This is a genomic window from Roseivirga spongicola (assembly GCF_034376045.1).
Taxonomy (GTDB): domain Bacteria; phylum Bacteroidota; class Bacteroidia; order Cytophagales; family Cyclobacteriaceae; genus Roseivirga; species Roseivirga spongicola.
Genome location: NZ_CP139724.1, coordinates 2,303,103 through 2,317,318, shown reverse-complemented (window position 1 = coordinate 2,317,318; position 14,216 = coordinate 2,303,103). Strand labels below are relative to the sequence as shown.

The following is a 14,216-nucleotide window of genomic DNA, read 5'->3' as shown; positions in this document are numbered from 1 at the left end:
TATTAAAAATTTACAGCTTATTCGCCTTTTGTCTTTTTGATCACTTCTTCAGCAATGTTGTTAGGAACAACATCATAGTGAGAGAATGTCAAAGAAGCAGTTGCTCTACCAGAAGACATTGTTCTCAAATCTGTTACGTAACCAAACAATTCTGAAAGTGGCACACTAGCCTTAATTACAGTAGAAGTACCTTTGGTATCCATACCTTTCATAATACCTCTTCTTCTGTTCAAGTCACCAGTGATAGATCCGGTATAATCATCTGGAGTTACCACATCTACAGCCATAATTGGTTCCATCAATTTAGGGGTGGCCTTTCTAGCTGCATCTTTGAAACCAAGTCTTGCTGCCATTTCAAAAGAAAGTGCATCTGAATCCACATCGTGGAATGAACCGTGGAACAATCTAACTTTCATTCTCTCTACTGGGTAACCAGCCAAAGGACCGTTATCCATAGCAGATTTGAAGCCTTTCTCAATTGCTGGGATAAATTCTTTAGGAATTACACCACCAACAATTCCATTAACAAACTGAAGACCTAAACCCTCAAATTCATCATCGGCAGGGCTAAGTTCGAATACGATATCGGCAAACTTACCTTTACCACCCGATTGCTTCTTGTAAACCTCTTTGTGCTCTACTAGTGAGTTAACCGACTCTTTATAAGCAACCTGAGGAGCACCTTGATTAACCTCTACCTTGAATTCTCTTCTCAAACGATCCATGATGATGTCTAGGTGAAGCTCACCCATACCTCTAAGGATTGTTTGACCAGTTTCTTCGTCAGTATTTACTGTCAAAGTTGGATCTTCTTCAACTAGCTTGGCAATAGCCATACCCAGTTTGTCTACATCGGCCTGAGTTTTAGGCTCAATAGCATATCCAATTACAGGATCAGGGAACACCATAGATTCAAGAACAATTCTATTCTTCTCATCACAAAGTGTATCACCCGTCTTAATATCTTTAAACCCTACCACAGCAGCGATATCACCAGCGTGCAATTTCTCAATAGCATTCTGCTTGTTAGCGTGCATTTGGAAGATTCTAGAAATTCTTTCTTTCTTATTAGTCCTTGTGTTGTACACATAAGAACCTGAATCTAGCATACCAGAGTAAGATCTTACAAAGCAAAGACGACCTACGAATGGGTCTGTTGCAATTTTAAATGCCAAAGCAGCAAACGGACCGTTTGGATCTGGCTTTCTTGTAATCTTCTCTTCGGTATCAGGATCGGTACCAACAATGTTATCTCTATCTAACGGTGAAGGAAGAAGCTCCATCACGTAGTTTAACATTGACTGAACACCTTTATTTTTGAAGGCAGAACCACAAAGCATTGGAACGAAGTCCAAGTTAATTGTTGCCTGTCTTAAAGCAGCTAAGATCTCGTCTTTGGTGATTGAATCTGGATCTTCGAAGAATTTCTCCATCAAAGTATCATCATATTCAGCGATGGCTTCCAACAGATACTCTCTGTACTCAGCAACATCATCAACCATATCTTCAGGAATGTCGATCTCGCTATAAGTCATACCTTGATCTTCCTCATTCCAAACAATTGCCTTGTTCTCTACTAAGTCTACCACTCCTTTGAATGTATCTTCAGCACCGATAGGTAACTGAAGAGGAACAGCCTTAGTACCTAACATTTCCTTCACCTGCTTACAAACAGCAAGGAAATCAGCACCTGCACGGTCCATCTTGTTCACAAAACCAAGTCTTGCTACTTTATAGTTATCTGCAAGTCTCCAGTTAGTTTCTGACTGAGGCTCAACACCATCTACTGCAGAGAATAAAAACACTAGACCATCCAATACACGAAGCGATCTGTTTACCTCTACGGTAAAGTCAACGTGACCAGGAGTGTCAATAATGTTAATGTGGTACTCTTCATCTTTATAAGGCCAGAACACTGTTGTAGCAGCAGAAGTAATGGTAATACCTCTCTCCTGCTCTTGCTCCATCCAGTCCATGGTAGCAGCACCATCGTGAACCTCACCAATTTTGTGAGAAACACCTGTATAATAAAGGATACGCTCGGTAGTAGTTGTCTTACCCGCATCAATATGGGCTGCAATACCGATATTCCGAGTTAATCTTAAATCTCTTGCCATGATTTGTTTAGGAATTAAAATCTAAAGTGTGAAAATGCTTTGTTAGCGTCTGCCATTCTGTGAGTATCATCTTTCTTCTTCACGGCACCACCTTCTCCTTTAGAAGCGGCAATGATTTCTCCAGCCAATCTCTCTGTCATGGTTTTCTCGCCTCTCTTTCTTGAGAAAGAAATCATCCACTTAATTCCTAGTGATGTTTTTCTGGCAGGTCTAACTTCGGTAGGCACCTGAAAGGTTGCACCACCTACTCTCCTTGACTTTACTTCGACAGAAGGCATGATGTTACTCAATGCTTTTTTCCAAGTCTCAAGACCATTCTCACCAGTACGCTTTTCTACCAATGCAACTGCATCATAGAAAATTCCGTAGGCAATACTCTTCTTACCGTCCACCATAAGGTAGTTCACGAACTTCGTTACCAAAGTATCTCCGAACTTCGGGTCAGGAAGAATATATCTCTTCTTTGGTTTAGCTTTTCTCATTATTAAATAGTGTTATCTTATTTTTTGTCTTTTGGTCTTTTGGCACCGTATTTAGATCTTCTTTGCAGTCGACCATTTACACCGGCAGTATCCAAAGCTCCACGGATGATGTGATATCTCACACCTGGAAGGTCTTTTACTCTACCTCCTCTAATCAATACAATTGAGTGCTCTTGAAGGTTGTGACCTTCACCTGGGATGTAGGCGTTCACTTCTTTTCCGTTAGTCAACCTTACTCTTGCTACTTTTCTCATAGCTGAGTTAGGTTTCTTTGGAGTAGTTGTATACACCCTAGTACAAACCCCTCTTCTCTGTGGGCAGCTATCCAAAGCTGGAGACTTTGACTTCGAAGTCAATTTCTTACGGCCCTTTCTTACTAGTTGTTGTATAGTAGGCATTTACAGAATTTTAGATTTTATTTCCTAGTTACAAATTTTGGACTGCAAAGGTAGTGAAAGGATTCTTAAGAACAAATAGAGAAAAGTAAATTAAAATCATGACGATGAAGCGATTAAAAGGTAGTCGGGCTATTGAGGATAAGAGAATTTCATTGCCTCCGCATCAATCTGTGCAACATTAGGCGTTCACAACCTTATGTGGTATACTAAGATTTTTGAACCAGATTCTATATCATCTTACGCATTTTGACATAGGCTCCATACTATTGCAAAGGAGGATTAAAAAACAAATTCCAATTTGAAAAAAGAATGAGTGTATAAATTATGACAAGTAATAGGCCAGACCAAATCCTCGTTTTGATTGACTTTCGAATATCAAAGAAAAGACCTGCAACTGAAATAACAACTGCAGTTGGAACCCCGATAAATGCTAAATAAATATACTCCTTAATCATTATTGAAGCGACAATTATAGGAAGACCAATAATCAGCATCAAGGCAAGTATATAATACTGCCCCTTCTGAATGGGACTCGATTCTGTCCGGAATGAATTTATTTCAGAACCTTCCTCCTCCAATTCACTTTCAACGGCTTCCTCAAAATTTGAGTCTTGAGTATCAGAAAAAAGTGGTGTCTCAGGTTGGGTTCGAATCTCTGCTTTTGGAGTAGTTAACTTCTTAAGTTCTTGAATAAACAGTCCTTGATCCTCTTCCAACACCTTAATTCTTGCCTTTAATCTTTTCAAATCCTCATCCTTAGAAGCGCTTATTTTCGAAACCTCACTTACCATACCTTCTCTTTCTTCAAGCTTTCCCCTTAACTCTGACATCTCATCATGCATTGATTTATGTTTTCTATTCAACTGAGATTCAATAAAAGGAACTTGTTCTGATTCTTCTAATTGAGAAAATTGCTCAAGAAACACGTTGTCTGCCATACAACTGAGCATCACCCTTTCATCATTGATACCCATTAATTTAAATTTTTGTGCTGATTGTTGCACAGCCACAGAATGATTAGAGTTTGTATCGAAAGCCGTGCTTGAAAGAGCAGAGATAAATGCTTTTTTATAATCGTCCGTAGGAAGAGGTATAAACCTCAGTAGCTTCCCTAGAAGAAAGCTCGGCAAAAAAAACACTGGCACATAAACTGTTCTATCACTTCTTAGTCTATATTTATCAAACCCTATCAAAGTTTTATCAAGAGTTAATCCATAGTACTTTACATCATTCATTGATACAGCCTTAGTACCTCTTAAAAACAAAATAGCTTCACGCAAGAATACGTCATGTTCTAAGAGATGGTCGTCTTTAGGTTGTTTATAATCTAACCCTTTTTCGACTCTAGTTTCATTTCTAAACTTCTCGTACTCCTTAAATGCACTTGTTTCATTTATTATATGTTGATACCCACTCTCTTCTCTTAGACTTTTAAAGTTCGAGTTATAAATTAATACGCCTTTTTCTTTAAGGGAGGCAATATGATGATCAATAATTTCAGTAGGATGCGGAGTTTCATCACCATACTCTAACTTCTGCTCATAATATTTCTTAGAGAAACCGTCAAGATTACCAGATGATAGCAGGGCACTTATTTGATGCTTAGTGAAACTTGTCCTTGCAATGTTTTTATCAAAATCTTTCTTTTTATTGAGTAATTCTTGACGAGTATCAGGTATATAAGTTAATCTGATGTTTAATTTATGATCTCTAATTATTCTGACAATTTGATTGCAAGCATCATCCTCATCGTGTTTATGCAAATTGAGGATTGAGTATAGAAAGTTGGTATCCAAGAAGACAACCCAATCCATAAAATTAAATTCGCTAGCTCTTTCATAAGTCTCCTTATCCATCCCTAGAGAAAAGAATAATTCAGCCTTGTACGCTAGTTTCTGCAAGTAATCTAAATCATCTGAATTCATCACATCAGTGAAATGCTCGACCAAGTCTGTAAAAACACGTTTTTCATTGGGGCTAAAACTATCAATGAATGGTTTTAATATTTGATGCTTAGTCCTCCTTTCAACCTCAGTCAGTTCACCTGATATAATATTTACTGCTCTTCTTCCATACTCATAGAAGCATTCATACATGTATTGAGTAAATGAAATAAGGATTTTTTTGTGTACCTCTGGAGCTAGATTAGAAGAGTCAATTTCATCAATATACTTCCCTATCCGTTTTTGCCTTTCCTCTTGCCTTAAAGCAATACTTCTGCTATGAGCTCTTAAATCAGCAACTCTTGAATCTGAAAGTTTAAACTTGGCATCTGCTATTCTTTCTAGATTACCCTTCTTTAGCATTTGTGAGGCCACACTTTTTAATTCAGCAGGGTCAAACTGAACGTCAAATTCCAATTTTATAAAATCACAAATAGCAGCTATATCCTGAGGTGAGTCTAGGGTATAAACAACGTATTCAATGAGGTTCGCAAGTGCTTCATCTCTATTTTCCGAAGTAACATAACCAAAAGCCTTAATCAGTTTGGCTAATTCCATATCAATTAGTATTGTGCAAAAAAATAAGAATATAAAAAAAGGGTCGCTTTTGCAACCCTTTCTTTTTCCTATTCATATTTGACTTTAAGCCTCTCCGACTGTACCCCCGAAATTCATCGGAAATTTAGGTGGAGCATCAGCCTGTTTTATCTCTCCGAAGTGATCTTCGAACTTATCGATATTATCCTTCAAAGCATATAACAAGCGTTTGGCATGTTCAGGAGTTATAACAATTCTAGACTTAACCTTAGCCTTTGGCACTCCAGGCATCATCTTTATAAAATCTATTACAAACTCGCTGTTCGAGTGAGCAATCATCGCTAAGTTGACATATTGGCCTTCGGCAACTTCTTCCGACAGCTCAATATTCAATTGGTTCTGTTGCTTTTGCTCGTCCTTTTCAGCCATGGCTTAAAGCTCTACTTTTTGTTCTGAAGACTCAGACTGATAAGCTTCTTGTGCGGCCTCAAGAGTTTCTAATTCCTCTTTATTACCAACAATTAGATTATCATACTCTCTCATTCCTGTACCAGCAGGGATCAAGTGTCCAACAATTACGTTTTCTTTCAATCCGTTTAATGTATCAGCTTTTCCTTTGATAGAGGCCTCGCTCAATACTTTAGTAGTTTCCTGGAATGAAGCTGCTGAAATGAAGCTATCAGTACCCAAAGATGCCTGAGTAATACCCTGCAACTTAGGCTTAGATACAGCTGGTTGAGCGTCTCTTACCTCTACCAATTTCAAGTCGCGTCTCTTCAAGCTCGAGTTCTCATCTCTTAGCTCTCTTGGGCTCACAATCTGACCTGGTTTAAGGTTTTCTGAATCACCTGCATCAGATACAACCTTCATATCAAGGATAGCATCATTCTCTTCCATGAAGACGAATTTATCTGCTACCTGACCAGGAAGGAACTGCGTATCACCAGCATCCATGATCTCTACCTTCTGCATCATTTGCTTCACAATAACCTCACAGTGCTTATCATTGATCTTCACACCCTGAAGTCTGTATACTTCTTGAATCTCGTTCACCAAGTATTCTTGTACAGCAGTTGGTCCCTGAATATTCAAGATATCGTTTGGAGTGATGGCACCATCAGATAATGGATAACCAGCTCTCACAAAGTCATTGTCTTGAACAAGGATGTGCTTAGAAAGTGGCACCATGTACTTCTTCTTCACACCGTCTTTAGACTCTACGAAGATTTCGCGGTTACCTCTCTTAATACCACCATATGTTACTACACCATCGATTTCAGAAACTACAGCTGGGTTAGAAGGATTTCTAGCCTCAAACAATTCTGTTACCCTAGGAAGACCACCAGTAATATCTCTCGATTTACCCATAGTTCTAGGAATCTTAGCCAATGGCTGACCAACTTTCACTTTATCTCCAATCTCTACAGCCAAGTGAGCGCCTACAGGAATGTTGTAAGACTTAGAATCGTCTTTATAGTTTACAACTACCGCAGGGTTCTTATTCTTGTCTTTAGTATCGGTGATTACTTTCTCTCTGTGACCAGTTTGTTCATCGAATACCTCTTTGAAGGTAATACCTTCTTCAATAGCATCGAACTCAATAGAACCGTCAAACTCTGAAAGAATTACAGCGTTATATGGATCCCACTTACAAAGCTCTTGACCCTTTTCTACTTTATCTCCCTCTTTCACCTTCAATACGGCACCGTAAGGAACGTGATTAGAGATCAACACTTTCTTAGACTTAGGATCGATCACTTGGATTTCACCAGTACGTCCCATTACAATGTCAATCTTATTGCCTTCATCGTCTGTAGTAGGAAGTGATCTCAACTCTTCGAATTGAATAACACCATCGAACTTCGCCTGAATCATTGCGTCTACAGCAATGTTCGAGGCAGTACCACCCACGTGGAAGGTTCTTAGTGTAAGCTGAGTACCTGGCTCACCAATAGACTGAGCAGCAATTACACCAACTGATTCACCTCTCTGTACCATTTTATTGGTTGAAAGGTTTCTACCATAACACTTAGAACAAACACCCTTCTTAGACTCACAAGTCAATACAGATCTGATCTCTACTTCTTCAATTGCAGACTCATCGAGTTGTTCAGCAATTTTCTCAGTGAACTCGTCACCAGAAGCAATGATCAATTCTTCTGTAATAGGATCATAAATATCATGAACAGATACTCTACCCAACACTCTTTCAGAAAGAGCTTCTACAACATCTTCGTTGTCTTTTAGGGCAGAAACTGTCAGACCTCTTAATGTACCACAGTCTTCTTCATTAACTACACAGTCTTGAGCAACGTCTACCAAACGTCTGGTTAGGTAACCAGCATCCGCTGTTTTAAGGGCGGTATCGGCAAGACCTTTACGAGCACCGTGAGTTGAAATAAAGTACTCCAATACATCAAGGCCCTCTTTAAAGTTCGAAAGAATCGGGTTCTCAATAATAGCTCCTACAGAACCTGCAAGGTTCTTTTGTGGCTTCGCCATTAGACCTCTCATACCACCTAACTGACGAATCTGCTCTCTTGAACCACGAGCTCCTGAGTGCATCATCATATAGATTGAGTTGAAACCTTGACGGTCTTCCTCCATCTCTTGCATCAATCCATTAGTCAACCTAGTATTCACACGAGTCCAGATATCAATTACCTGGTTGTATCTCTCGTTGTCTGTGATTAGACCCATTAAGTAGTTTTGCCATACAGCATCTACCTCTTCTTTGGCACTTTCAATAAGGCCGTCTTTGTTATCTGGAATGTGGATATCATCTAGACCCATTGAAAGACCACCTTGGTACGCCATTTGGAAACCAAGCTCTTTAATATCATCTAGGAATCTTGCAGTTTCTGCAACACCACAAATATTAACTACATTCTGAATAATCTTCTGAAGCTTTTTCTTGGTCAAAAGTTCATTCACAAAACCTACCTTTTCAGGAACAGTTTGGTTGAATAATACTCTACCAGCCACAGTTTCAATCACCTTCTCTACTAACTCTTCGTTCTCACGAACTTTAGTTTTCACATGAATGTATGCATGCTTAGAAAGCTTACCTTCATTCAAGGCAATGATTACTTCTTCTGCAGAGTAGAATCTCATACCCTCTCCTTCAACCTTGAAGTCGTCAGTACTTCTTCTACCTTTAGTTACATAGTAAAGACCCAAAACCATGTCTTGAGAAGGTACCGTAATTGGATTACCATTCGCAGGGTTAAGGATGTTGTGAGAAGAAAGCATTAGCATACTTGCCTCTAACACCGCATCATGACCTAGTGGTACGTGAACAGCCATCTGGTCACCATCAAAGTCAGCGTTAAATGCTGTACATACTAATGGGTGTAACTGAATAGCTTTACCTTCGATCAGTTTTGGTTGGAATGCCTGAATACCTAATCTGTGCAACGTAGGAGCACGGTTAAGTAGTACAGGGTGTCCTTTCAATACATTTTCAAGGATATCCCAAACCACAGGATCTTTTCTATCAACAATTTTCTTAGCCGACTTAACTGTCTTTACAATACCTCTTTCAATCAGCTTTCTGATAATGAATGGTTTGAACAGCTCAGCAGCCATATCTTTAGGAAGACCACACTCATGGAGTTTCAATTCAGGGCCTACTACGATCACCGAACGACCAGAGTAGTCAACCCTTTTACCCAACAAGTTTTGACGGAAACGACCTTGCTTACCTTTAAGCATATCACTTAAAGACTTAAGTGCTCTGTTTCCATCAGATCTTACCGCATTTACTTTTCTAGAGTTATCGAATAGTGAATCTACCGCCTCTTGAAGCATACGCTTTTCGTTTCTCAAAATCACCTCTGGTGCTTTGATATCTATCAGACGCTTCAAACGGTTGTTTCTAATGATCACTCTTCTATACAGATCGTTCAAATCTGAAGTAGCAAATCTACCTCCGTCTAGTGGAACCAATGGTCTCAATTCTGGTGGAATTACAGGGACCATCTTAATAATCATCCACTCAGGACGATTCTCGATTCTAGTTTTTGCATCACGGAATGCTTCTACTACTCTTAGTCTCTTCAAGGCCTCTGCCTTTCTTTGCTGAGAGGTATCTGTAGCTGCCTGGTGACGAAGTGCGTAAGACATTTCGTCTAACTGCAATCTTGAAAGCAACATTTCAAGACCTTCAGCCCCCATTTTCGCGATGAATTTCTGTGGATCTTCATCATCTAGCATTTGGTTCTCACGAGGAAGTTTATCTAGAATATCTAGATACTCATCTTCAGTTAAGAAATCCATGTAGCTGATGCCTTCCTCTTCTTTGATACCTGGCTGAATTACAACGTATCTTTCATAGTAGATAATCTGATCCAGCTTCTTGGTTGGCAAGCCAAGCAGGTAACCAATTTTGTTAGGAAGAGATTTGAAATACCAGATATGAGCAACAGGAACCACCAACTCGATGTGTCCCATTCTTTCTCTACGAACCTTCTTCTCTGTTACTTCAACACCGCAACGGTCGCAGATAATACCCTTATATCTGATTCTCTTATATTTTCCACAATGACATTCCCAGTCCTTCACAGGACCAAAGATTCTCTCACAGAACAAACCACCCATTTCTGGCTTGTAAGTTCTGTAGTTGATAGTCTCCGGTTGAGTTACTTCACCATGTGAAGACTCCAAAATAGATTCCGGAGAAGCCAAGCTAATAGTGACTTTGTTAAAGTCGTTGTTAAGTTTTCTATTCTTTTTAAATGCCATAGCTTTTTTGATTCAATTGTTGTGGCCGAAGCCAAATAAATATGCCTTAGTCTAAGGTAATTTCTAGAGCCAATCCTCTTAATTCGTGAACCAATACATTGAATGATTCTGGAATGTTTGGCTTAGGAATTGAATCGCCTTTAACGATCGCTTCATAAGCTTTAGCTCTACCAATTACATCATCAGACTTAACGGTCAAGATCTCTTGAAGCACGTGAGAAGCACCGAAGGCTTCTAATGCCCAAACCTCCATCTCACCGAATCTCTGACCACCAAATTGAGCTTTACCACCCAATGGTTGCTGAGTAATCAATGAGTAAGGTCCAATAGATCTTGCGTGCATCTTATCATCAACTAAGTGACCTAGTTTCAGCATATAAGCTACACCTACTGTTACTGGCTGATCGAATTTCTTACCGGTTAAACCATCGTATAAGTATACTCGACCTGCTTTAGGAAGTCCTGCAGCTGATAATTCAGCATCTACTTCTTCCATGCTAGCACCATCGAAAATTGGAGTAGCGTATTTCTTACCCAATTTCTCTCCGGCCCAAGCCAAAACAGTTTCATAAATCTGACCAATGTTCATCCTTGAAGGTACACCAAGTGGGTTCAATACGATATCCATTGGAGTTCCATCCTCAAGGAATGGCATATCTTCTTCTCTAACAATTCTGGCAACAACACCTTTGTTACCGTGACGACCTGCCATCTTATCACCAACTTTTAGTTTACGTTTCTTAGCGATGTAAACTTTTGCAAGCTGCACGATACCTGTTGGCAATTCATCTCCTACTTCAATAGTGAAACGCTCACGCTTGAATTCACCAGCGATCTCATTTCTCTTAATGTTGTAGTTCTTCACCATTCTGATGATAAGCTCATTAGTGTGCTCATCTTCTGTCCATCCGTCAAGATTCAAGTCAGCAATCAGGTTTACTTCTTCCTGAACGCTGTAGTTACTCTCATCTCTGTAGATGTTTTTCTCTGGGAAGAGATTGTTAGAAATATTGTTTCTATTGAATTTAACACCTTTAGAAATAATCTCATCTCCAAACTTATGCTTCACTCCTTGAGAAACTTTGCCTTCAAGAAGTTGAACAAGTTTGTCAACCATCTGATTTCTAACAACTGTTAAGTCTTTGCTGTACTGTGCTTTTAGCACTTCAACCTCTTTCTTAGACTTAGCTCTTAGGTCTTTGTCCTTCTTAGGTCTAGAGAAAAGCTTAGTATCGATAACCACACCTCTTAAAGATGGAGAAGCTTTCAATGAAGCATCTTTTACGTCACCAGCTTTATCACCGAAGATCGCTCTCAAGAGTTTTTCTTCAGGAGTTGGGTCAGTCTCTCCTTTAGGAGTGATTTTACCGATTAGAATGTCACCTTCCTTAATTTCAGCACCAACTCTGATTATACCATTCTCATCAAGGTTTTTAACTGCTTCCTCACTTACGTTCGGAATTTCAGAAGTTAACTCTTCTTCACCACGCTTAGTATCTCTTACCTCTAGCTCATACTCATCGATGTGAATAGAAGTAAAGACATCATCTCTTACAACTCTTTCAGAAATTACAATTGCATCCTCAAAGTTGTATCCTTGCCATGGCATGTAAGCCACTTTAAGGTTTTTACCTAGTGCTAACTCACCGTTCTGAGTAGAATAACCTTCACAAAGCACTTGTCCTTTTTGAACTTTATCTCCTTTAAGCACAATTGGCTTAAGGTTGATAGAAGTGTCTTGGTTAGTTCTTCTAAACTTAATTAGGTCGTATGTTCTATATTCAGTATCAAAGTTCACCAACTCATCTTCTTCAGACTGGTTGTACTTGATAACAATTTTCTTAGAATCTACGAAATGAACTGATCCGTTCTCTTCCGCAATTATTAGCGTTCTAGAATCTCTAGCGGCTCTACCTTCCAAACCAGTTCCTACAATTGGAGCCTCTGGTTTCAATAATGGAACTGCTTGACGCTGCATGTTCGATCCCATCAAAGCACGGTTTGCATCATCATGCTCCAAGAAAGGAATCAATGAAGCCGCTACCGATACAATTTGGTTAGGCGCTACATCCATGTAAGAAAGCTCTTTAGGCTCTACTACAGGGAAATCACCTTCGAATCTTGCTTTAACTCTATCGTTTTCGAAATCACCTTTATCACTAATTGGTGCATTTGCCTGAGCTATGTTGTGAGTATCTTCCTCTTCTGCAGTTAGATACTGAACATTCTCTGACATATTCACTTTACCATTGTTCACCTTTCTATACGGTGTCTCAATGAAGCCCATGCTGTTAACTTTCGCATGTACACAAAGAGAAGAGATCAAACCAATGTTTGGACCTTCCGGAGTCTCAATAGTACAAAGACGACCATAGTGAGTATAGTGAACGTCACGAACCTCGAAACCAGCTCTTTCTCTTGAAAGACCACCTGGTCCTAAAGCAGACATTCTTCTTTTGTGAGTAATCTCAGCCAATGGGTTTGTTTGATCCATGAACTGAGAAAGTTGGTTTGTTCCGAAGAATGAGTTGATTACAGAAGACAAAGTTCTCGCGTTGATCAAATCAACTGGCTTGAAGTCTTCATTATCACGAACGTTCATTCTTTCTTTAATGGTTCTAGCCATACGAGCCAAACCAACACCGAACTGAGCATAAAGCTGCTCACCTACTGTTCTTACCCTTCTGTTAGAAAGGTGATCAATATCATCTACAACTGCTCTTGAGTTGATCAAACCGATCAAGTACTTCACAATTGAAATGATATCTTCTGTAGTCAATACTCTTTTCTCAGAATCGATTTCTAGTTGAAGTTTCTTGTTGATTCTATATCTACCAACTTCACCTAAATCATATCTCTTATCTGAGAAGAAAAGCGACTGTATAATATCTCTTGCTGTTTGCTCATCTGGCGCTTCAGTATTTCTCAACTGACGATAGATTTGCTCAACTGCTTCTTTTTCTGAGTTTGAATTATCTTTTTGAAGCGTGTTATAGATGATAGTGTAGTCTGCAATATTGATATCCTCTCTATGAAGGATTACTGATTCTACATCTGCTTCAATGATTAACTCGATATCCTCTTCAGAAAGTACTGAGTCTCTTTCCAACAACACTTCATTTCTATGAATTGAAACTACTTCTCCAGTATCTTCATCCACGAAATCTTCAACCCAAGTTCTTAGTACCCTTGCTGCCAATTTTCTACCTACCGCCTTCTTCAGCTGAGTTTTGTTGGCTTTAATCTCTTCAGAAAGACCGAAAAGATCTAGGATATCTTTATCTGTACCGTAACCAATTGCTCTTAATAAAGTGGTTACAGGGAATTTTTTCTTACGGTCGATGTAGGCGTACATCACGCTATTCACATCTGTTGCAAATTCAATCCAGCTTCCTTTGAAAGGAATAATTCTGGCCGAATAAAGGGTAGTACCGTTAGTGTGCTTACTCTGTGCGAAGAACACACCTGGAGACCTGTGCAACTGAGATACAATAACTCTCTCGGCACCATTCACTACAAATGACCCCTTCTCGGTCATGTAAGGAATATTACCAAGGAACACCTCTTGCTCAATTGTCTCGAAGTCTTCGTTGTCCTCGTCATTACAAGTTAGACGAAGTTTCGCCTTCAATGGCACTGAATAAGTCAGACCTCTATCGATGCATTCAGACACATCATATTTTGGAGGATCGACCAAATAATCAATGAATTCTAATACGAAGTTTTCTCGTGAATCGGAGATTGGGAAGTTCTCAGAGAACACTTTGAAGAGTCCATCTTGAGTTCTTTTGTCGGCAGGGGTTTCTAACTGAAAGAAATCCTTGAACGACTTAATCTGCACATCAAGAAAATCAGGATAATCCAATACTGATTTAATCGAAGAGAAATTTATTCTTTCTGATTGATTTGCTAGAATAGCCAAGGCCGTATAATTTTTGTTTTCAATAATTCAAATTGCACCTGACCGGTGCTGGTAGGAGTTAGACACCTCCCAAG

General features: G+C 39.3%; 7 protein-coding genes. All 7 read right to left on the bottom strand.

The window, feature by feature from the left end:
- Positions 1-17 precede the first annotated feature (17 nt).
- Positions 18-2,117: an elongation factor G gene (fusA, locus tag T7867_RS10165; RefSeq protein ID WP_322299182.1), complete on the bottom strand. Its 2,100-nt coding sequence runs from the start codon at positions 2,115-2,117 to the stop codon at positions 18-20.
- Positions 2,118-2,131: 14 nt separating this feature from the next.
- Positions 2,132-2,599: a 30S ribosomal protein S7 gene (gene rpsG, locus T7867_RS10160; RefSeq protein ID WP_068221221.1), complete on the bottom strand. Its 468-nt coding sequence runs from the start codon at positions 2,597-2,599 to the stop codon at positions 2,132-2,134.
- A gap of 17 nt (positions 2,600-2,616) precedes the next feature.
- A complete protein-coding gene (gene rpsL / locus T7867_RS10155; RefSeq protein ID WP_068221218.1) occupies positions 2,617-2,997 on the bottom strand; it encodes a 30S ribosomal protein S12 in 381 nt (126 codons plus the stop codon).
- Between the two features lie 263 nt (positions 2,998-3,260).
- The gene (locus T7867_RS10150) at positions 3,261-5,498 is read right to left on the bottom strand and encodes a hypothetical protein (protein ID WP_068221215.1); all 2,238 of its coding nucleotides are present in this window, start codon (positions 5,496-5,498) and stop codon (positions 3,261-3,263) included.
- 84 nt (positions 5,499-5,582) lie between these two features.
- Entirely contained in the window at positions 5,583-5,906 is a 324-nt protein-coding gene (locus T7867_RS10145) for a DUF3467 domain-containing protein (RefSeq protein WP_068221213.1), read from the bottom strand.
- A gap of 3 nt (positions 5,907-5,909) precedes the next feature.
- Positions 5,910-10,220, bottom strand: a complete 4,311-nt coding sequence (gene rpoC / locus T7867_RS10140; RefSeq protein WP_068221211.1) for a DNA-directed RNA polymerase subunit beta' — start codon at positions 10,218-10,220, stop codon at positions 5,910-5,912.
- Positions 10,221-10,266: 46 nt separating this feature from the next.
- Entirely contained in the window at positions 10,267-14,136 is a 3,870-nt protein-coding gene (rpoB, locus tag T7867_RS10135) for a DNA-directed RNA polymerase subunit beta (protein WP_068221385.1), read from the bottom strand.
- Positions 14,137-14,216: the final 80 nt, after the last annotated feature.